This window comes from Lapillicoccus sp. (assembly GCF_036559105.1).
In the GTDB taxonomy this organism is placed as follows: Bacteria; Actinomycetota; Actinomycetes; order Actinomycetales; family Dermatophilaceae; genus Lapillicoccus.
In genome coordinates, this window is sequence record NZ_DATBTV010000077.1 from 55,513 (window position 1) to 76,091 (window position 20,579).

The window sequence follows — 20,579 nt, forward strand, 5'->3', positions numbered from 1 at the left end:
GGTCCGTAGCGCATCCCATCCGACCCGCCTCGTGCACGAGTGGAAGGGCCCGATCCTGTGACCAGCCCGACCGACGTCACCTCGCGGCGCCTCGACCTGGCCGGCACCCGGAGCTTCTCGGCTCCCGGTGCCGGTCCCGCGAGACGGGCCGCTCTCGCCCAGTTCGGTATGCAGTGGCTCACCGAGCTCTGGGAGGAGGCCTCCGCGGGGCGCCGGCTTCCCGGAGTGGCCCTGGCCGCCGTGGGCAGCCTGGCCCGCCGTGACGGGGGTCCGCTCAGCGACTTCGACCTCGTCCTGCTGCACCAGACCCGGGCCCTCGGCGCGGCCGACCTCACCGCCCTGGCCGACCGGCTCTGGTACCCGATCTGGGACCAGGGCGTGAAGCTGGACCACAGCGTCCGGACCGTCAACCAGTGCCGGACGGTGGCCGGGGCGGACCTGTCGGCCGCCGTCGGCCTCCTCGACATCACCTTCGTCGCGGGCGAGGAGGACGTCGTCAACGCGGCGAAGTCCACGGTCGCCCACGACTGGCGCGGCAACGCGCGCACCCGGCTGCCGCAGCTGCAGGAGCAGATCGCTCAACGGCACTCCCGTCAGGGCGACCTGGCCCACCTGCTCGAGCCGGACCTCAAGGAGGCCCGCGGTGGCCTGCGCGACATGACGGTGCTGCGCGCCCTCGCCGCCGCCTGGCTGGCCGACCGACCCCACGGAGCGGTCGACGCCGCGTACGAGAAGCTGCTCGACGTCCGCGACGCCGTCCACGTCGTCACCGGCCGCGGCCGCGACCGGCTGGCGCGCGAGGACCACGACGCCGCGGCCGCGCTGCTCGGCTACCACGACGCCGACCAGCTGCTGACCGACGTGTCGACCTCGGCCCGGCTCATCGCCTACTCGCTGGACGGGACCTTGCGCCGAGCGGCCCAGGCCCAACGGGCCCGGACCCTGCGCGTCGGCCCGCGGCGCCCGCGGATGACGCCGCTGGGCTACGGCCTGTTCCTCTCGGACGGCGAGGCGGTCCTCGGCCCGGGCGTCGAGCCGGCCGGCAACCCGCTGCTCATCCTGCGGGCCGCACTGGTCGCCGCCCGCAACAACGTCAGCATCGCGCCGACGACCCTGCAGAACCTCGCGAAGAACTGCCCGCCGATTCCGACGCCGTGGCCGCCGGCGGCGCTCGCGGTGTTCGGCGACCTGCTGGCGACCGGGCCCGGACTGGTCTCGGTCTGGGAGGGACTCGACCTCGCCGGGGTGGTAGAGAAGTGGATCCCGGAGTGGGCGGCGGTCCGGAGCCGCCCGCAGCGCAACGCCGTCCACCGCCACACCGTCGACCGCCACCTCATCGAGACCGTGGTCCGCGCCAGCGGGTTGCTGCGCGAGGTCAACCGTCCCGACCTGCTGCTGCTGGCCGCGCTGCTGCACGACATCGGCAAGGTGCCGGGCTCTCGCGACCACTCGGAGACCGGTGCACCGATCGCCGACCGCGTGCTCCAGCGGTTGGGGGTGGGCGACGAGGACCGTGCGCTGGTCGTCCAGCTGGTCCGCGAGCACCTCACCCTCATCGACCTGGCCACCCGGCGTGACGGTGACGACCCGCAGACCATCGCGATGGTGTCGCGCGCCGTGGGCGGCAGCCTGGACAACCTCGACCTGCTGCGCGCCCTCACCGAGGCCGACGCCAGCGCGGCCGGGCCGGCAGCGTGGACCGACTGGCGGGCGTCGCTGCTCGACAAGCTCGTCACCACGGCGCGCGCCGCCCTCGCCGAGGGCGCGCCGGCGCCGGACTCGTTCCGCGAGGCCGACCCGGTCTCGCCCGACGTCCTGTCGCGCATCGCCGTCGGTCAGCCGGTGGTGGTCATCACTCCCCTCGGCGGGGCGCACCGCGTCGACGTCTACGACCGCGACCGGCTGGGCCTGTTCGCCGACACGGCGGGGCTCCTCGCCGCCCAGGGCCACATCGTCCGGTCCGCCGTGGTCCGGACCCTCGACGGCATCGCCGCGAACGAGTGGCACGTCGAGACCCCGGGCGGCGGGGCGCCCGAGGAGGGCCCTCTGGTCCGGGGGCTGACCCGGTTGGCCGGCGGGGACCGCGAGCCACTGGCCATGCTGTCCCGCCGCCGCCGCGCCACGGCGTCGGACTCGTCGCGGGCGACCTCCGGTTCGCCCGGACAGACCCGCGCGATGGTGATCTCGCACGCGTCCGACTCGGCGACGGTCATCGAGGTGCGGGCGACCGACCGGCCCGGGCTGCTCCACGACATCGGCATCACCCTGTCGCGAGCCTCACTCAGCGTCCGGAGCGCGCACATCGCGACGTACGCCGGCCAGGCGCTGGACACCTTCTACGTCACCGAGTTCGGCGGACGTCCGCTGCCGCCCGCCCGGGTGGCCCAGGCGGTCTCGATGATCATCGACACCTGCGACGGCGAGTAGGCGTTTGTAGGCGTCGGCGACGTGGCGGCACCCGCATACTCGCGCGGTTAGGCTTTCCTGGTGTTCAACTCCCTGTCCGACCGGCTGACCGCGACCTTCAAGGGCCTGCGCGGCAAGGGTCGGCTCTCCGAGCACGACGTCAACGTGGCGCTGCGCGACATCCGCATGGCCCTCCTCGACGCCGACGTCGCGCTGCCGGTCGTCAAGCAGTTCGTCTCGTCGGTTCGCGAGCGGGCGCTGGGCGAGGAGGTCAGCCAGGCGCTGAACCCGGCCCAGCAGGTCGTCAAGATCGTCAACGAGGAGCTCGTCGGGATCCTGGGCGGTGAGACGCGGACGCTGCGGTTCGCCAAGACGCCGCCGACCGTGATCATGCTGGCCGGCCTCCAGGGCTCCGGCAAGACGACGCTGGCCGGGAAGCTGGGCTACTGGCTGAAGGGCCAGGGGCATACCCCGCTGCTCGTCGCCGCGGACCTCCAGCGACCCAACGCGGTCACGCAGCTGGTCGTCGTCGGCGAGCGGGCCGGAGTCCCCGTGTATGCCCCGGAGCAGGGCAACGTCGGCGGCCACGACGCCGTGCTCGGGTCCGGTGAGGGCACGCGGTCGTTCGGTAACCCCATCTCGGTGGCGCGCGCTGGGATCGCGGAGGCGCGCAACCGTCAGTACGACGTGGTGATCGTCGACACCGCCGGTCGGTTGGCCGTCGACGAGGCGCTGATGGCCGAGGCGGCGGACATCCGTGCCGCCATCCAGCCGGACGAGGTCCTGTTCGTCATCGACGCGATGATCGGGCAGGCGGCGGTCGAGACGGCGCTGGCGTTCCAGGAGGGCGTCGACTTCACCGGCGTCGTCCTGTCCAAGCTCGACGGCGACGCCCGCGGTGGCGCGGCCCTGTCGGTCGCGTCCGTGACGGGCCGCCCGGTCATGTACTCGTCGATCGGCGAGGGGGTGAAGGACTTCGAGGTGTTCCACCCCGACCGGATGGCCGGGCGGATCCTCGACATGGGCGACGTCCTGACGCTCATCGAGCAGGCCGAGAAGGCGTTCGACCGCAGCCAGGCCGACGAGATGGCGCGGAAGTTCCTCGCCGAGGAGGACTTCACCTTCGACGACTTCCTGCAGCAGATGTCGGCCATCAAGAAGATGGGCTCGCTCAAGGCGATGCTCAAGATGATGCCGGGTATGCAGGGGATGCGGGACCAGCTGGACTCCCTCGACGAGCGCGAGTTCGACCGCGTCGAGGCGATGGTCCGGTCGATGACCCCGTTCGAGCGCACCCACCCCAAGCAGATCGACGGCTCGCGCCGGGCCCGGATCGCCCGGGGCTCTGGCGTGACCGTGTCCGAGGTGAACCAGCTGCTGGAGCGGTTCCGTGAGGCCCAGAAGATGATGAAGTCGCTGGCCCGCGGTGGTGGCGGCGGCCTCCCGGGTATGCCGGGGATCCCGGGTGGCGCCCGGAAGGGCGGCGGGCGGGGCGCTCCGCCTCCGCAGCGCCGCAAGTCCAAGAGCGGCAACCCGGCCAGGCGGGCCGCCGAGGAGCGCGAGGCGGCCGAGAAGTCCGCGGCGGCGCGCTCGGCGGCGGCCGGTTCGGCGTTCGGGATCCCGGGCGGTGCGGAGGGCGCCCGCGACAGCGGTTCCCCGCTGGACCCCGCCAACCTGCCGGCCGGCTTCGAGAAGTTCCTGGGCGGCCGCTGACATCACGGCGCCCCTCGCGCCAGACCGCGGAAGCCGCCCGGTGCCCCGTCGACGCACCCGTCGATGGATCTGAGAGCGGAATGCGGTGCGTCAGCTGTCGCGGGCACACCGCCTCATCGTCCCGTCAGGTCGCAGGTCATGTCGCGCCGGAAACTGTGATCACGACCAGATCCGCGACATGACGGGCGACATGACGGGCGACATGACGGGCGACATGACGGGCGACATGACGGCTGTCCACACGGCTTGCTCACCACGTCACGTCGTGCACAGGGTCACCGGTCGCACTCGCGGTCGTTAATCCGGCCTGGCGATGCTGCAGTGATGGACCTGCCACCACCCGTTCTTGACCTCGCCCGGCGTCAGCGGGGCGTCCTCACCAGACGACAGCTGACCCAGCTCGGGATCTCCCCTGCGCAGGTCCGGTGGCGCCTCGGTCGCTCCTGGCGCTTGGTGTTGCCCGGCGTGGTCCTCCGCGACTGGGCATTGCCGAGTGACCTGCAGCGCGGCATCGCTGCTCTCCTCTACGCCGGACCACGGTCCTGGCTCTCCGGACCCAGTGCTGGGGTGTTGCACCGGGTGCTGGCGCCGACGCCGCGGGCTCAGGCGCACGTGCTGGTGGCCGCCCCTGGCCCGCCCGAGGGACGTCGGGTGGCTGTCTATCCGGCGCACGCACGTCGTGGCCAAACGAGTCGTGACCAACGGAGCACTCCGCTACTCGTGCCTGCCGAGAGCGGTCGTCGACCGTGCGGCCGGGATGCCGCCCGATGAGGCGCGGGCGTTGATCATCGACGTCGTCCAGCGACGGCTGGCCCGCCTCGACGACCTCAGCCACTGGATCGACGCCCGGCGACCCAACGGTCGGGTCGTCCTTCGTCGGGCGCTGGCGGAGGCGGCGGCCGGGGCGTGGTCCCTTCCCGAAGCGGACCTCGCCCGGCTGTTGTCGAGGTCATCGGTGGTGCCGGAGCCGTGGCTCAACCCGGAGCTTCGAGACGCCGACGGCGGCCGGCTGACCACGCCGGATCTCTGGTTGGACGATGTCGCGATGGCGGTGATGGTGCACAGCCGGGAGTTCCACAGTGGGGTCATCGACTGGGAGTCCACGGTCGAACGCGACTCGGACCTGTCGGCCTGTGGGGTCGTCGTCGTCGGTGTCACGCCCGGCGCCATCGCCCGAGATCCGGCCAGGGTGCTCGACCGCATCGAACGGGCCTACGCCACGGCGCTGCGGCCGGTCGCCGCGCCGACGTGGTGGCCACGCCACGGGTTGTCTCGATCGGCCGGCTGCTCAGCGCGAGAGCCTCCGGGAGCCAAGGGGGGCCTGGGAACGGCCGGGACACTACGGGGACGCTGGGCGACGGTCCGGGTGCTGCGGGGATCACATCGCGGGTCATGTCGCGCGAGGTGTCGTGATCACGACGGGTACTGCGACATGACGCGCGACATGACCGGTGACATGTGCCCCGTGAACCCGAGCCGTGACCTGACCCGTGACCTGACCCGTGACCTGACCCGTGACCTGACCCGTGGCTGCCTCACCGCGTATGGCTTGCGCTCCGTCGAACCGGTCAGACGCGGAGGCCGAGCCACAGGCCGAGGCCGGCCACGCATACCGTCACGACGAGCGTTCCGATGCCGTTGAGCAGGGCCGCGCCCACGCGCCGCTGCTCGACCAGCCGGACCGTCTCGAACGAGGCCGTGCTGAACGTCGTGTACCCGCCGCAGAACCCGGTTCCCACCACGAGCCGCAGCTCCTCGGGCACCACGTGGGCCAGGGTCAGCCCGGTGACGACGCCCAGCACAAACGACCCCGTCACGTTGACGACCATCGTCCCGACCGGGAAGGACGCCACCCGGGACCGAACCGACCCGTCCAGCACGAACCGCGCCACCGCGCCGACGCCACCGGCGAGCGCCACCCAGAGCACGATCACCGCGACACCCCCTTGTGGCGCCCCGCCGCCGCCCAGATCCCGAGCCACGTGGCGATGAAGCCGACCACGACGGTGCCCACGGCGTACCCGACCGCCGCCGACGCATACTCGTCCCGCAGCAGGAGACCGGTGTCGACCGCGAGCGTGCTGTACGTCGTGAACGCACCGAGGAACCCGGTCCCCACCAGCAGCCGAAGTCGTTGCCGCACACCGACATCCGGCCCGCGACGCGCCAGGGCCTCCAACAGCACCCCGAGAAGGAACGCCCCGACGACGTTGACGCCAAACGTCACCGCCGGCCACGGCCCCCACGGCCCGACCGCCTCGCCGGCGCCGTAGCGGGCCGCCGTTCCGAGCACGCCCCCGACGAAGACCATCCCCACCCCCGCTACCGTCAGGTGCGGCGACGGCCGGTCGGGGTCGAGAGGCAGCTCGGGATGCGCGTCAGCCATGGCGGTCAGCGAGCGTATGCCAGCCCGAACCCGGTCCCGTAGGTTGCCTCCATGGCCGACGTCCTCCACCTCACCGGGCCGGTCCTCGTCGGGCCCGACGACGTCCGACCCGAGGTCTGGGTCGTCGACGGCCGGGTCACCTTCACCCGACCAGCGGCCGCCGCACAGACCGTGGCCGGATGGGTGCTGCCCGGTCTTGTCGACGCGCACTGTCACGTCGGTCTCGGCCCGGACGGAGCCGTCGACGAGGCGACCTCCGAGGAGCAGGCGCTCGCCGACCGCGACGCCGGAACGCTGCTCATCCGCGACGCCGGCACCCCGGTGGACACGCACTGGGTCGACGGGCGCGACGACCTGCCGCGCATCATCCGGGCCGGCAGGCACATCGCCCGGAGCCGCCGCTACCTGCGCGGGTTCGCCCACGAGGTCGAGCCGGACGACGTCGTCGCCTACGTGCGCCAGGAGGCCCGGCGCGGCGACGGCTGGGTCAAGCTGGTCGGCGACTGGATCGACCGCGACACCGGCGACCTGTCCCCGTCGTTCCCGCGCGAGACCGTCGTCGCCGCCGTGGCCGCGGCCCACGAGGAGGGCGCCCGGACGACGGCGCACTGTTTCGGCGAGGAGTCGCTCTACGACTTCGCCGCGGCCGGGACCGACTGCATCGAGCACGCCTGCGGCCTCGAGCCGGAGTCGATCGAGCAGTTCGCGGCACAGGGGATCGCCATCGTCCCTACCCTCATCAACATCGCGAGGCTGCCGGAGATGGCCGCGCCGGGCAGGGACAAGTTCCCGGCGTACTTCGCACACATGATGGACCTCCACCGCCGGCGCCACGCCACGGTGGCCGCGGCCCACGACGCGGGCGTGCCCATCTACCTCGGCACCGACGCGGGCAGCAGCCTCCCGCACGGGCTGGTCGCCGACGAGGCCGCCGATCTCGTGGCCGCCGGGCTGTCGACCGTCGAAGCCCTGTCCGCCGGGACGTGGGCGGCGCGCGAGTGGCTCGGTCGGCCCGGAATCGAGGAGGGCGCCTCGGCGGATCTCGTGGTGTACGAAACCGATCCGCGAGCCGACATCCGAGTTCTCGCCGCGCCGCTGGCCGTCGTCCTGCGAGGGCAGACGGTGTGACCGAACCGCGGCCGCTGCGCGCCGACGGGGAGCGCGTGTGGGTGGCCAGCGCGACCGAGGCGGACGTCGACCCCTACATCCGCGCCACGCTGCAGTCGTCCCGCCGGCTCCGGGAGTGGAACCCGGTGGACCCCTACGGACTGCCGTCCCTGCTCCGCGTGGCCTCCGGCTACCACCGCACCCTGCTCATCCACGCCCGGCATTCGGAGGGCGATCACGACCTGGTCGGAAAGGTCAACGTCACCAACGTCGTTCGCGGCCGGGCACTCAGTGGGACGCTCGGTTACGACGCCTTCGACCCGTATGCCGGTCGCGGGCTGTTCGCCGAAGGGCTGCGCCTGGTCGTCGACGTCGCGTTCACCCAGGAGCCGCGTGGGATGGGCCTGCACCGGCTCGAGGCCAACGTCCAGCCGGCCAACGTGCGCTCCGCCGGTGTGCTGCGGGGGATTGGGTTCCGGCGAGAGGGGTTCTCGCCGTCCTACCTGCTCATGCCCACCAGCCGCGGCTCGGACGAGTGGCGGGACCACGACCGGTATGCGGTGACGCGCGCCGAGTGGCCCGCAGACCGGTGGCCGCCGTCCGCGGCACCCCGAACCGTGGTGCTGGTCAACGGCATTCCGGGTTCGGGGAAGACGACGTTGGCGCGCCGGCTGGCAGCGGAGCTCGGGGTGCCGCTCTTCGCCAAGGACACCGTCAAGGAGGCGATGGCCGACCTCCTCCCACCGGAGTTCGTGAAGCAGCACGGTGCGGGGCGGTCCCGGCTGGGGGCCGCAGCCACGGAGTCGCTGTGGAATCAGCTGGGCGAGAGCGCGGTCGGGGGCGTGGTCGACAGCTGGTTCTATCCCGACGACGGTCAGTACGTGCGCCGCGGTCTGGCCCGAGCCGGCATGGAAGCGGAACGGGTTCCTGAGGTGTGGTGCGAGGTGCCGCTGTCACTCGCACGTGAACGGTTCGAGGCGCGGGCCGAGCGCGGGGAGCGGCACGCGGTGCACGGCGAGCAGGTAGGACTCGAGGCGATGTGGGCCGAGCTGGCTCGCTCCGCGCGGCCTCAGCAGATGGGACCGCTGTTCACCGTCGACACGACCCGGTCCCTCCGCGACCAGGACGTAGGGCGGCTCGCACTGGCGGTCCGGGCGGCCTTCGCCTGAGGCGTTGGCCCACCTGACCGTCCACCCGACCCGACGCGGGCGGCGCGGGTCACGCCAGCGGTCAGAATGACCCTGTGGACATCTCGGCACGGACGGACTACGCGGTCCGCGCCCTGCTGACCCTGGCCGCTGCGCAGCGGGAGCGCGAGCTGTCGACCGACACCCCGCATACCGCTGCCGTCTCCGTGGACGTCCTGGTCCGCGAGCAGGGGCTGCCGCGTAAGTTCCTCGAGGCGATCCTCGCCGACCTTCGCCGCGGCGGGCTCGTGACCAGCCGCCGCGGCCCGGGTGGTGGGTACGCCCTGGCCCGGTCGGCCGACCGGATCTTCCTCGGCGACGTGTTCCGGACCGTCGACGGGCCGCTCGCGGAGGTACGCGGGCTGCGGCCGCACGAGACCGCGTACACGGGGGCGGCGGAGCACCTCCCCGTGGTGTGGGTCGCGGTGCGCGCCAGCCTGCGGCGGGTCCTCGACGAGTGCTCGCTCGCCGACGTCCTCGACGGGAGGCTCCCCGAGCACGTCGTCGAGCTCGCCGCCGCCCCGGACGCCTGGCGCAGCCGCTGAGTGGTCGGGGCCGGCCCGCGGTTCTGGCAGAATGGTCGGCTGTACCCGTCCGGGTGGGCCTGTCTGGCGACAAGCCGCGCCTGGGACGCCTACCCCTCGAGCGTCGGCTCCCCGCGCGATCCTGTGCGGTCTCGCCGCGTTCACGTGAGAGAAAGAGACCACCGACGTGGCCGTCAAGATCCGTCTGAAGCGCATGGGCAAGATCCGCGCTCCGTTCTACCGTGTCGTCGTCATGGACTCGCGCACCAAGCGCGATGGCCGGGCGATCGAGGAGATCGGCAAGTACCACCCCACCGCCGAGCCGTCGGTCATCGAGATCGACTCCGACCGCGCGCAGCACTGGCTGAGCTCCGGCGCCCAGCCGACCGAGGCCGTCGCGGCGCTGCTGAAGGTCACCGGCGACTGGCAGAAGTTCAAGGGCCTCCCCGGTACCGAGGGCACCCTGCGGGTGGCCGAGCCGAAGAAGAGCAAGAAGGAGCTCTACGAGTCGGCGGTCGCCGCCGCCGGTGGCTCCAGCCTGGACGTCAAGGACACCCCGGCCCGCAAGAAGGCCGCTCCCGCCAAAGCCGCCGCTCCGGCCAAGACGGCCGAGGCTCCGGCTGCTGAGGCTCCGGCTCCGGCTGTGGAGGCTCCGGCTGCCCAGGCTCCGGCTGCGGAGGCTCCGGCTGCGGAGGCTCCCGCTCCCGAGACCCCGGCCGAGACCGCGGCCGAGACGGCGGGCGGGACCCCGGCCGAGACCCCGGCCGAGCCGGCCCCGGTCGCCGCCGACACCGACTCCGGTGCCGCGGCGGCCGAGAGCACCGACTCCAGCGACGACCCGGCGGCGACCACGGCCGACGCCGATAAGTCCGAGTCCTGATCGTGCTCGAGGAAGCCCTCGAACACCTGGTCAAGGGCATCGTCGACCACTCCGACGACGTCGTCGTCCGGCGCAAGGAGCTGCGTCGCGGCGAGCTGCTCGAGGTCCGGGTGCACCCCGACGACCTCGGCCGTGTCATCGGCCGTTCCGGTCGCACGGCGAGCGCCCTGCGTACGGTGGTGGGCGCTCTCGCCGGCGGCGGCCAGGTCCGGATCGACATCGTCGACACCGACCGCGACCGCTGACTCCCCGCTTCCAGACGTCCGTTGTTGCCGGTTTCCGGCGGCTGAGACCGCCGGAACCGGCAACAACGACGGTTTGGAAGCGCGACGCCGGCTGAGAGGATCGATGCCGTGAGCGACCCTGGAGACGGTGACGAGGTCGTCGTCGCCCGCATCGGCAAGCCGCACGGGCTGCGCGGCGAGGTGACCGTCCAGCTCCACACCGACGACCCCGAGGCGCGGTTCGCCGTCGGATCCACCATCGCGACCCAGGCGGACGCCGGCACCGGCGTGCCCCGGACGCTGACCATCCGGTCGACCCGTGTCCACCAGGGCGTCTGGCTGCTCGGCTTCGAGCAGATCCCCGACCGCACCGGCGCCGAGTCGCTGCGGGGCGCTCGGCTGGTCATCGACGCCGCGGACCTCCAGCCCGGCGGCGATGACGGCTGGTACGAGGACGAGCTGCGCGGTCTCGCCGTCCACACCTCCGACGGAGCCCGGATCGGTGAGGTCACCCGACTGGAGATGGGCCCGGCCCAGGACCTGCTGGTGGTCGCCCTCGACGCCGGCGGCGACGCGTACCTGCCGTTCGTCGAGGCGATCGTCCCCGAGGTCGACGTCGCGGGCGGCCGGGTGGTCGTGGACCCGCCGGAGGGCCTGCTGGAGCTCAACGCGTGACCGGTATGCGGGTCGACGTCGTGTCGATCTTCCCGGACTACCTGGCGCCCCTGGACCTGTCCCTCATCGGCAAGGCTCGCCGCGAGGGCCTGCTCGACGTGCGGGTCCACGACCTGCGCGACTTCACGCACGACCGGCACCGCACGGTGGACGACAGCCCCTACGGCGGCGGCGCCGGGATGGTCATGCGACCCGAGCCGTGGGGCGAGGCGCTCGACGCGGTCGCCGCGTCCGGAGAGGGCGTCCCGCACCTGGTCGTCCCCGGGCCGGCCGGGAAGCCGTTCACGCAGCAGATGGCCCGGGACCTGGCCGCCAAGAGGTGGCTGGCGTTCGCCTGCGGCCGCTACGAGGGCATCGACGAGCGCGTGGTCGAGGACGCCGCGGCCCGGATGCCGGTGTCCGTCGTCTCGCTCGGCGACTACGTCCTCAACGGGGGAGAGGTCGCCGTGTTGGCGATCGTCGAGGCCGTCGCCCGGCTGCTTCCCGGGGTCATCGGCAACGCCGAGTCACTCGTCGAGGAGTCGCACGAGGACGGCCTGCTCGAGTACCCCGTCTACACGAAGCCGCCGGTCTGGCGGGACCGCCCGGTACCGCCGGTGCTGCTCTCCGGCGACCACGGCGCCATCGCGGCGTGGCGGCACGCGCAGCGCCTGGCTCGTACCGCCGAGCGACGCCCGGATCTGCGGCACCTCGCGGCCGCTCTCGACGCCGGCCGCCTGGACGTACGCCCCGCCCAGCCGGCGGATGCCGAGGAGGTGGCCGTGCTCCAGCGGGCCTGCTGGCTGTCCGAGGCCGTCGCGAACTCGACGCTCGACATCCCGGCCCTCAGCGAGGACGCCGACGAGGTCCGCACCGGGTTCGCGCAGTGGCAGACCTGGGTGGTCCGGAGCGGGGGCCGGCTGGTCGGCTCCGTGCGCGCCCGCTCGTCGACGGAGACCCCCGGACAGTGGGAGATCGGCCGGCTGATGGTGGCCCCGGACCTCCAGGGCCGCGGCATCGGGCGGGCACTGCTGGCGTATGCGGAAGCCGCCGCCCCGGCCGGGACGCGCCGGCTCTGGATCAACACCGGATCCCGCAGCGCGGCGAACCTGCGCCGCTACCGCCGGGCCGGGTACCGGACGCGGCCGGGCGAGGGACGGTTCGCCGGGACCGTCGACCTCGTCAAGGACGTTCCGGGGGCCGACGCGATTTCGTGAGTCGACTCCGGCTCTGGCAGAATCAGTGGTTGCGTCCGGCACCAGACGCGCCCCTGCCACAGGGGGAGTCGCCCGCGAGCACGTATGCGGGTGACGAGGCCGGCCGGTACGCATACCCTTCGTTCGTCGTCCGACGACACTGAACTACCCGCGGTGACCTGTGGCACCCGAGAAAGCGACACCGCCATGCACAAGCTCGACGCGCTCGACCAGGCCTCCCTCCGCTCCGACATCCCGGCGTTCCGCGCCGGCGACAACGTCAAGGTGCACGTCAAGGTCGTGGAGGGAACCCGCTCCCGTATCCAGGTCTTCCAGGGCGTCGTGATCCGCCGCCACGGCGGCGGAGTCGGCGAGACGTTCACCGTCCGCAAGGTCTCCTTCGGTGTGGGTGTCGAGCGGACCTTCCCGCTGCACACCCCGATCATCGACAAGATCGAGGTCGTCACCCGTGGTGACGTGCGCCGCGCGAAGCTGTACTACCTGCGCGACCTGCGCGGCAAGGCGGCCAAGATCAAGGAGAAGCGGGACACGGTTCCCGTCAAGGGCAAGGGCAGGGCCCACGCCGCAGCCCCGCAGGCCACGCCGGCCGGAGCGACCTCCGCCTCGACGTCGGAGTGACGTCCAGCGAGCCCGGCACCGACCCGGTGCCGGGCTCCTCGGTCCCCACGGCCCCCGAGGACCGTCGGGATCCGCATACCGACGACCGGTCCCGCGCCAGGTGGTGGCCCTACGCCGTCCTCGCGGTGGTCCTCGTGGTCCTGCTGCGCGCGTTCGTCGTGCAGTCGTTCTCGGTCCCCAGCGGTTCCATGGAGCCGACCATCGAGCCGGGTGACCGGATCCTCGCGAACCGGATGGTGCGCGGTGACGACGTGCACCGCGGCGACATCGTCGTCTTCGACGGCACCCGCGCCTTCCCGGTGAGCGGCGACGAACCCTCGTCGGGGGCGCTCGCGACCCTGGGTCGGAGACTGGCCGGAGCGCTCACCCTCGACACCGGCACCGACTACGTCAAACGAGTCATCGGCCTGCCCGGCGACCGGGTGACCTGCTGCGACGCCTCCGGGCACCTCCAGGTCAACGGGGTCGGCGTCGACGAGCCGTACCTCATGCCCGGCGACACGCCGAGCGACCTGACCTTCGACGTGCTCGTCCCGGCGGGTCACCTGTGGGTCATGGGCGACCATCGCAGCGCCAGCGGCGACTCCCGCTCCTACCTCGGACGCCCCGGCGGGGGCATGGTCCCGGTCGGTGAGGTGATCGGTCAGGCGACGGTGCGATACTGGCCGCCCGGCCGACTTGGCTCTCTCGGGGGTCCCGGTCCGCTGTCCACCGTCCCATCGCCTGCCGGAGCTGGTCAGTGACCTCACCCACAACGCCCGTGGCGCTCACCGCCCACGCTCCCGCCGATCCGTTGGGCCAGGCATGACCGACGAGACCGCCGAACAACGGCTCCGTCGCATCGCCACAACGGGGGGCACCGAGACCGCGCAGGCTCGCCAGCCCGCGGACCCACGTAACGGGGGCCCCGTCGAGGACGTCGACCCCGACCGGGCGGCCGGCTACGTCGATGACGACGACGACGAGGACTACGACGACTCCGGGTCGTTCCTGCAGAACGTCTGGGGCGGCATCAAGGAGATCCTCATCATCGCCGTCATGGCGCTGGTGCTGTCATTCATCGTCAAGACCTGGCTGATTCAGGCGTTCTACATCCCGTCCGGATCCATGGAGAACACCCTGGTCCGCGACGACCGCGTCATCGTCAGCAAGCTGACGCCCGGTCCGTTCGACCTCAACCGCGGCGACATCGTCGTCTTCAAGGACCCCGGGAACTGGCTCGGCACGGTCCCCACGACCAGCGAGGGCGGCACCCGCGAGTCGGTCCGCCGCGTGCTCCAGTTCGTCGGCCTGGTCCCGGACGACTCGGACGACCACCTCATCAAGCGAGTGATCGGCCTGCCCGGCGACCACGTGGTCTGTTGCGACAAGAACGGCCAGCTGACGATCAACGGCGTCTCGGTCGCCGAGCCGTACATCAAGCCCGGGGACACCCCCGGGGGCGGCAAGGCCCCTTTCGACATCACGGTCCCGCCGGGGAAGGTGTGGGTCATGGGCGACCACCGCAGCGACTCCAGCGACTCCCGGTTCCACGACGACGGCACCGGGGCGACCGGGTCCGTCCCCATCGAGGACATCACCGGTCGGTCGGTGATGATCGTCTGGCCCATCGACCACGTGACGTGGCTCTCAGTACCCGAACGGGTCTACTCCGACGTGCCTCCTGCCTCCGGCCAACCGGCCCCGACCCCGGCGTCCACGGGCGCCACCGGCTGAGTGGTCGTCACCCGCAGCAGGAAGCCCTCGCTGCGCGTCGAGCGCGCGTTGCAGCGGGACGGGCATCGGGTGCTGGCCGGGATGGACGAGGTGGGCCGCGGCGCGCTCGCCGGTCCGGTGTCGGTCGGGGTCGTCGTCATCGACGAGACCTGCCGGTCGGCTCCGGTCGGGGTGAAGGACTCCAAGCTCCTCACGCCGCTGGCGCGGAGGCGGATGGTTCGTCCGATCCAGCGGTGGGCGCGGTCCTACGCCGTCGGCCACTCCTCGCCCGCGGAGATCGACGAGATCGGGATCATGGGCGGCCTGCGGCTGGCCGGTATGCGCGCGCTCGCCTCCATCGCGGCAGCGGGGGTGGTTCCTGACCTCGTCATCCTCGACGGGAACCACGACTGGCTCACGCCACCGGACGAGCTGGGACTGTTGGCCTTCGCCCACGAGGGAGCGCCGTCGGTGCCGCCGGTGACGACGATGATCAAGGCCGACATGAAGTGCTCGTCGGTGGCCGCGGCCTCGGTGATCGCCAAGGTCGAGCGGGACGGGCTCATGGTGGCGATGGACACCGACCACCCGGTGTACGGCTGGGCGGTCAACAAGGGGTACGCCGCCCCCGAGCACATGCTCGCTCTCGAGGCCCACGGTCCTTGCGTTCAGCACCGCCGGTCGTGGCGGCTGCCCGGCATGCCCAGCCTCGAGGAGCTGCTGGAGGACGGGGTGGTAGAACTGAGCGCGCTGGACGTTCGTGAACATGGGTCCGAGGAGTCGACGGGATGAGTTCTGAGGATCTCGAGAAGTACGAGACCGAGATGGAGCTCCAGCTCTATCGGGAGTACCGGGACGTCGTCTCCCTCTTCACGCACGTCGTGGAGACCGAACGCCGCTTCTACCTGTGCAACCAGGTCGACATGAAGGTCCGCGGCGACGGCGGCGAGGTGTTCTTCGACGTGACGATGCACGACGCGTGGGTGTGGGACATCTACCGGCCGGCCCGGTTCGTCAAGACCGTGCGCGTGGTGACGTTCAAGGACGTCAACATCGAGGAGCTCCCCAAGTCCGACCTGGAGCTGCCCTCGTAGGAGGGTGCTGGTTGCCAGGAGCCGTGGCCCCCCGGGGCGCGTTTGCTGCCGGCGGCTCACCGCTGGTCGGGAGCGTCGGCCGCACCGGGCTGGGGCCACCGCTCCCCGCAAGCCTGGCGGTCGGCGACCCGTGTCGGTAGCCGCTGCTAGCGTCCCCCGGTCATAGTGGGGGGACGTCCGCTCGTCCACATGCTCTGTGCGTTTCGTCCCACGGTCCACAGCCGGCAGGCGGGGTGGTGCGAGGGCGCATACCCGCGGGCACCGTTGTCGCATGGACACATCGGGGGCCGTCGCCACGGGGATGCCGTGGCACACCGCGCGTGGGCTCGGCAGCTACGGCGAGCGGATGGCGGTGCGCTACCTCACCGACAGGGGCCTCGAGGTCCTCGACCGCAACTGGCGCTGTGACCTCGGCGAGATCGACATCGTCGCCCGTGACGGCGCCTGTCTGGTCGTCTGCGAGGTCAAGACGCGGCGGAGCACGACCTTCGGCCAGCCCATCGAGGCGGTCGACCACCGCAAGCTCGCCCGGCTCCGACGGCTCTCGGCCGCCTGGATCGCCGACCGCCGGGCGACTGGAGCAGCGCTCACAGGCGTCGCCGGAATCCGGGTGGACGTCGTCGGCGTCCTGCGGCCCCGCCGCGGACCGTGCCGGATCGAGCACGTCGTCGGAGCGGTCTCGTGACTCTCGGCCGTACGCGCGCGGTGGGGCTGCGTGGGATCGTCGGCTTCCTCGTCGACGTCGAGGTGGACGTCGCCTCCGGCCTGCCGCTGTTCAGCGTGGGCGGCTGCCCCGACGGCGCCTGCGCCCAGGCTCCCGACCGGGTCAAGGCGGCAGCGGCGAACTCCGGTCATCCGATTCCCCTGCGCCGCGTCATCGTCAACCTCTCGCCGGCGTCGATCCCGAAGGTCGGCTCCGGCTTCGACCTCGCCATCTGCGTCGCGGCACTCGTCGCGAGTGAGGCGATCCCTGCGCAGGTCGTCCGAGAGGTCGTCCACATCGGCGAGCTCGGGCTCGACGGGACCGTGCGACCGATCCCCGGCGTTCTTCCACTCGTCCTCGCCGCCGCCCGGAAGGGAGTACGCCACGTCGTCGTCCCGGTCGCCAACGCGGCCGAGGCCCGGCTCGTCCCCGGCGTCCAGGTCCACGCGGTCGCCACCCTCGACGAGCTCGTCACCCGGTATGCCGCGCTGCACCAAGGACTCATCCCCTCGCCGGTACCGGAACCGCCTCCCGCACCCGTCGTGGCGGCACCGTCGCCGGACCTCGCCGAGGTCGTCGGCCAGCACGAGGCCCGGCGCGCCCTCGAGGTCGCGGCCGCGGGCGGCCATCACCTCTACCTCGTCGGGCCACCGGGCGGCGGGAAGACGATGCTTGCGGAGCGGCTGCCCGGACTGCTGCCCGAGCTGGACGACGCCCAGGCCATGGAGGTCACCGCCGTCGCGTCGGTCCTCGGACGGATAGGCTCGCAGGCGGCGCTCGAGCGACGGCCCCCGTTCGTCGCACCCCACCACGGAGCGTCACCGGTCGCGGTGATCGGTGGCGGTTCGAGCCGCGTGCTGCCCGGGGCGGTCACTCAGGCGCACCACGGCGTGCTGTTCCTCGACGAGGCGCCAGAGTTCCACACGTCGGTCATCCAGGCACTGCGTCAGCCGATCGAGTCGGGGGAGGTGGTCGTGTCTCGCGCGGCCGGGCGGCACCGGTTTCCCTGCCGGTTCCAGCTGGTCCTGGCGGCCAACCCGTGTCCCTGCGGGTTCGGCTACGGCAAGGGGGTCCGGTGTCGATGCTCGTCGATTCGGCTGTCCCGCTACCAGAACCGGCTCAGAGGGCCGGTGCTCGATCGCGTCGACATCCAGGTCTTCGTCCCGGCGCCATCCAAGGCGGCGCTCCTGGGCGCGGTCGGGGAGTCGAGTGCCGAGGTCGCTGCGCGGGTCGTCGCGGCGCGGCGGCGTCAGGGCGACCGGTGGGCCGGTACGTCGTGGCGGCTCAACGGCCACGTGCCCGGGCCGATGCTCCGCGGCGGCCGGTTCCGGCTGCCCTATCCGGTCACCTCGGCGGTCGACACCGCGCTCGACCGAAGCCTGCTGACGATGCGCGGCTATGACCGGTGTCTCCGGTTGGCCTGGACGCTCTGCGACCTTCGCGGCGCGGACCGCCCCGACGCGGACGACGTCGGTCGGGCGCTCGCCCTGCGCCTCCCGGACGAGCAGGTCGCCGCATGACCGCCTCGGCGTTCTCCGAGCCTGCCGGCGTCCCGCGGGCCGAGCGCGGAGCCCGGGCCGTCTGGTCGCGGATCGCCGAACCCGCGGACGAGCGCGCCCTGGCCTTGGTCGCCGAGCACGGAGCGGTCGACGCTCTCCGGCTGGTGCTGTCGGCCGACGACGGGGTACCCGAGGTGTTCCGTATGCGGGCCGACCGGTACCGAGTCGACTCGGACCCGGGCTCGCAGCTCGCCGCCGCCCGGACGCTCGGCGCGACCGTCCTCTGCCCGGGCGACCCGGAGTGGCCGCTCCGGCTGGACGACCACCCGGTGCCGCCGTTGTGCCTCTGGGTGCTCGGTAGCTCCGACCTCGCGAGGCTGGCCGAGCGGTCGGTGTCGGTCGTGGGCGCGCGCAGCAGCACCAGCTACGGAGACACCGTCGCCAGCGGTCTGGGTTCGGGGCTGGCGGAACGCGGATGGACCGTGGTGTCGGGTGCGGCGTTCGGAATCGACGCGGCCGCGCATCGGGGCGCCCTGTCGGTCGACGGGGCCACGGTCGCCATCGTGGCCGGCGGTGTCGACCGGCCCTACCCGTTGGCGCACACCGCGCTCCTCGCCCGGATCGCGGAGGTGGGAGCGGTGGTCGCCGAGGTGGCGCCCGGGATGGCACCGACCAGGCCCCGGTTTCTGCTGCGCAACCGGATCATCGCGGCCGTGTCGCGCGGCGTCGTCGTGGTCGAGGCCGCGCTTCGATCAGGTTCCCTGAACACGGCTCGCACGGCCGCTGAGATCGGTCGTCCGGTCGGCGTGGTGCCGGGGCCGGTGACGTCGATGATGTCGTCCGGGTGCCATCAGGCGCGGCGGGACGGGTTGGCGGAGATCGTCACCGACGTGGACGAGGTCATCGACCTTGTCGGCGACTTCGGTGTCGACGCCGCCCCGCGTCGCAGCGCGGAGCCGCTCCTCGCCGACCTTCTCGACCCGTCCGACGCCCGCGTCCTCGCGTCGGTACCGGTGCGGCGGGCCGAGAGCGCGTTGGACATCGCGCTGACGGCCGCGGTTCCGGTCGCTGTGGCCGGCGCCGCGCTGGGACGACTCGAACTGCAGGGCTTCGTGCGCCGTGATGGCGACGGCTGGCGCAAGGCGGTGGTGAGGGCCGGCTGACTCCGGCGGGCGCGACCGACGGCGAGGGATTCCGCGGCGCGCGGACGCGGTCGTTGTGCGCACCCCTTCGGTTTGTCACCGTGACCAGGTGATGGTTTCGGCAGCAGCGGCGAGACGCGCTTCCGCGACCGGGACCGACGTGACCGAGGACGACGCGCAGCGCTCGACGGAGTACGACGCGGCCGAGACCGACGCGACCGACGCCCGCCCGCCTGCCGCCGAGTCCGACGGGACCGACGCCTGCCCGGCCGAGTCCGCCGCGACCGACGCCCGCCCGCCTGCGGCCGATCGTGGGTTCGGACTCGTGGGCGAATTCGTCCGGTACCTGCGGTCCGAACGCAGCCGGTCGGAGCATACGATCCGCGCGTACGCGTCGGACGTCGCCCACTTGGGCCGTCACCTGGTCGCGTGCTCGGAGGGCGACCTCTCGGAGAGGCCCGTCTCGGGAGCCGAGTCCTCGGGAGCCGAGTCTCTGCGAGCCGAGGCTTCGGGCAGGGAGGGGCTGGACGACGCGCTGGCGACTGCGACGCTGGCCGACCTTCGGTCCTGGCTGTCCGGGCAGTCGCAGGCGGGCGCGGCGCGAGCGACCATCGCCCGCCGCGCGGCGGCCGCCCGGACGTTCTATCGCTGGGCGGCGCGGACCGGACGTGTCGCCGCCGACCCGTCGCTGCGGCTGGTGGCCCCACGTCGAGGAGGGCGTCTGCCGGCGGTCCTGCGTCAGGCGGAGGCGACCACGCTTCTCGACATCGCCGCAGTGGCTGCCGACGACGAGGACCCGATCCACATCCGCAACCGAGCCATTCTCGAGCTGTTGTACGCGAGCGGGATTCGCGTGGGTGAGCTGGTCGCCATCGACGTCGACGACCTGGACCTCGGCACTGACGTCGTTCGGGTCACCGGCAAGGGGGCGAAGGAGCGGGTGGTGCCGTTCGGCATCCCGGCCCGACGGGCCATGGAGTCGTGGCTGACGGCCCGCCCGCGGATCGCCATTCCCCAGACGGGCTCGGCCCTGTTCCTCGGACGACGCGGCAAACGAATGGACCCGCGCCAGGTTCGTGAGGTCGTGCACACGTTGCTGGCCCATCTCCCGGACGCTCCGGATCTCGGGCCGCACGGACTGCGGCACAGCGCGGCGACCCACCTCCTCGAAGGGGGTGCCGACCTGCGCGTCGTCCAAGAGCTGTTAGGACACGCGAGCCTCGCGACGACGCAGCTCTACACCCACGTGTCCGTGGAGCGTTTGCGCCGGTCCTACGAACAGGCCCACCCTCGCGCATGACGGCGGCACGATGACCCTGCCGAGCGATCGGACCCTTCCTGGACGACGTCGGGCACCCCTGGCGACAGGTCTCGCGTAGTCGTGCAGCCCCGTCGACCAGCCCCGTCGACCAGCCCCGTCGACCAGCCCCGTCGTGCAGCCTCTCGGCAGCCACGTGACACGCACGGGATCCGCCTGGCGCCCACGAGACCTCGCGACGAGAGATACTCGACCCGGAGGCCGACGGGGAC

At 72.5% G+C, this 20,579-nt stretch carries 20 protein-coding genes and 2 pseudogenes; 20 read left to right on the forward strand and 2 right to left on the reverse strand.

The features are described from left to right. The first annotated feature begins 57 nt into the window (after window positions 1–57). The 4 genes from VIG79_RS09965 (at window position 58) to VIG79_RS09975 (ending at window position 5,761) form a co-directional block, all read left to right on the forward strand. Window positions 58–2,427: a [protein-PII] uridylyltransferase gene (locus tag VIG79_RS09965; RefSeq protein WP_331885108.1), complete on the forward strand. Its 2,370-nt coding sequence runs from the start codon at window positions 58–60 to the stop codon at window positions 2,425–2,427. Between the two features lie 60 nt (window positions 2,428–2,487). Beyond that, window positions 2,488–4,119: a signal recognition particle protein gene (ffh, locus tag VIG79_RS09970; RefSeq protein WP_331885110.1), complete on the forward strand. Its 1,632-nt coding sequence runs from the start codon at window positions 2,488–2,490 to the stop codon at window positions 4,117–4,119. A 324-nt stretch (window positions 4,120–4,443) separates the two neighbouring features. Next, complete coding sequence (locus VIG79_RS19800; protein ID WP_414672613.1) at window positions 4,444–4,890, forward strand: type IV toxin-antitoxin system AbiEi family antitoxin domain-containing protein; 447 nt, start codon at window positions 4,444–4,446, stop codon at window positions 4,888–4,890. Further along, window positions 4,814–5,761, forward strand: coding sequence for a hypothetical protein (locus tag VIG79_RS09975; protein WP_331885112.1), 948 nt, complete (start codon window positions 4,814–4,816; stop codon window positions 5,759–5,761). Before VIG79_RS19800 ends, VIG79_RS09975 begins: the two co-directional genes overlap by 77 nt. Here the strand turns inward: VIG79_RS09975 and crcB are convergent. Both crcB and VIG79_RS09985 read right to left on the reverse strand, forming a co-directional pair. After that, window positions 5,688–6,053, reverse strand: coding sequence for a fluoride efflux transporter CrcB (gene crcB, locus VIG79_RS09980; RefSeq protein WP_331885114.1), 366 nt, complete (start codon window positions 6,051–6,053; stop codon window positions 5,688–5,690). The two genes, VIG79_RS09975 and crcB, sit on opposite strands and share 74 nt — an antisense overlap. Continuing rightward, on the reverse strand, window positions 6,050–6,505 hold the full coding sequence (locus VIG79_RS09985) for a CrcB family protein (RefSeq protein WP_331885116.1): 456 nt from the start codon (window positions 6,503–6,505) through the stop codon (window positions 6,050–6,052). Before VIG79_RS09985 ends, crcB begins: the two co-directional genes overlap by 4 nt. 51 nt (window positions 6,506–6,556) lie before the next feature. On the opposite strand from VIG79_RS09985, the gene VIG79_RS09990 reads away from it, so the two are divergent. From VIG79_RS09990 to VIG79_RS10065, 16 genes and pseudogenes are all read left to right on the forward strand, one after another. Continuing rightward, on the forward strand, window positions 6,557–7,633 hold the full coding sequence (locus VIG79_RS09990; protein WP_331885118.1) for an amidohydrolase family protein: 1,077 nt from the start codon (window positions 6,557–6,559) through the stop codon (window positions 7,631–7,633). Further along, window positions 7,630–8,781 (forward strand): GNAT family N-acetyltransferase, encoded by a 1,152-nt coding sequence (locus VIG79_RS09995; protein WP_331885120.1) that lies wholly within the window; start codon window positions 7,630–7,632, stop codon window positions 8,779–8,781. The genes VIG79_RS09990 and VIG79_RS09995 overlap by 4 nt, the downstream gene beginning before the upstream one ends. A gap of 74 nt (window positions 8,782–8,855) precedes the next feature. Beyond that, the gene (locus tag VIG79_RS10000; protein ID WP_331885122.1) at window positions 8,856–9,344 is read left to right on the forward strand and encodes an Rrf2 family transcriptional regulator; all 489 of its coding nucleotides are present in this window, start codon (window positions 8,856–8,858) and stop codon (window positions 9,342–9,344) included. A 166-nt stretch (window positions 9,345–9,510) separates the two neighbouring features. Further along, window positions 9,511–10,002 (forward strand): annotated as a pseudogene (gene rpsP, locus VIG79_RS10005) (30S ribosomal protein S16); the annotation flags it as partial. Between the two features lie 203 nt (window positions 10,003–10,205). Then, a complete protein-coding gene (locus VIG79_RS10010) occupies window positions 10,206–10,448 on the forward strand; it encodes an RNA-binding protein (RefSeq protein WP_331885124.1) in 243 nt (80 codons plus the stop codon). A 108-nt stretch (window positions 10,449–10,556) separates the two neighbouring features. After that, on the forward strand, window positions 10,557–11,102 hold the full coding sequence (gene rimM, locus VIG79_RS10015) for a ribosome maturation factor RimM (RefSeq protein WP_331885126.1): 546 nt from the start codon (window positions 10,557–10,559) through the stop codon (window positions 11,100–11,102). Window positions 11,103–11,107: 5 nt separating this feature from the next. Further along, on the forward strand, window positions 11,108–12,298 hold the full coding sequence (gene trmD / locus VIG79_RS10020; RefSeq protein ID WP_331885170.1) for a tRNA (guanosine(37)-N1)-methyltransferase TrmD: 1,191 nt from the start codon (window positions 11,108–11,110) through the stop codon (window positions 12,296–12,298). A gap of 186 nt (window positions 12,299–12,484) precedes the next feature. Further along, a pseudogene (gene rplS, locus VIG79_RS10025) lies at window positions 12,485–12,829 on the forward strand (50S ribosomal protein L19); the annotation flags it as partial. Between the two features lie 83 nt (window positions 12,830–12,912). Beyond that, entirely contained in the window at window positions 12,913–13,659 is a 747-nt protein-coding gene (gene lepB / locus VIG79_RS10030; protein ID WP_331885128.1) for a signal peptidase I, read from the forward strand. A gap of 61 nt (window positions 13,660–13,720) precedes the next feature. Further along, the gene (gene lepB / locus VIG79_RS10035) at window positions 13,721–14,632 is read left to right on the forward strand and encodes a signal peptidase I (RefSeq protein WP_331885130.1); all 912 of its coding nucleotides are present in this window, start codon (window positions 13,721–13,723) and stop codon (window positions 14,630–14,632) included. Next, a complete protein-coding gene (locus tag VIG79_RS10040) occupies window positions 14,633–15,403 on the forward strand; it encodes a ribonuclease HII (RefSeq protein ID WP_331885132.1) in 771 nt (256 codons plus the stop codon). It abuts the gene before it with no gap. Beyond that, on the forward strand, window positions 15,400–15,705 hold the full coding sequence (locus VIG79_RS10045) for a DUF2469 domain-containing protein (protein WP_331885134.1): 306 nt from the start codon (window positions 15,400–15,402) through the stop codon (window positions 15,703–15,705). Before VIG79_RS10040 ends, VIG79_RS10045 begins: the two co-directional genes overlap by 4 nt. Before the next feature lie 271 nt (window positions 15,706–15,976). Further along, complete coding sequence (locus VIG79_RS10050; RefSeq protein ID WP_331885136.1) at window positions 15,977–16,390, forward strand: YraN family protein; 414 nt, start codon at window positions 15,977–15,979, stop codon at window positions 16,388–16,390. Next, complete coding sequence (locus VIG79_RS10055) at window positions 16,387–17,928, forward strand: YifB family Mg chelatase-like AAA ATPase (RefSeq protein ID WP_331885138.1); 1,542 nt, start codon at window positions 16,387–16,389, stop codon at window positions 17,926–17,928. The genes VIG79_RS10050 and VIG79_RS10055 overlap by 4 nt, the downstream gene beginning before the upstream one ends. Next, window positions 17,925–19,070 carry a DNA-processing protein DprA gene (gene dprA, locus VIG79_RS10060; RefSeq protein ID WP_331885140.1) on the forward strand — a complete coding sequence of 382 codons (1,146 nt, stop codon included), beginning with the start codon at window positions 17,925–17,927 and terminating at the stop codon, window positions 19,068–19,070. Before VIG79_RS10055 ends, dprA begins: the two co-directional genes overlap by 4 nt. Window positions 19,071–19,374: 304 nt before the next feature. After that, window positions 19,375–20,349 (forward strand): tyrosine recombinase XerC, encoded by a 975-nt coding sequence (locus tag VIG79_RS10065; protein ID WP_414672614.1) that lies wholly within the window; start codon window positions 19,375–19,377, stop codon window positions 20,347–20,349. Window positions 20,350–20,579: the final 230 nt, after the last annotated feature.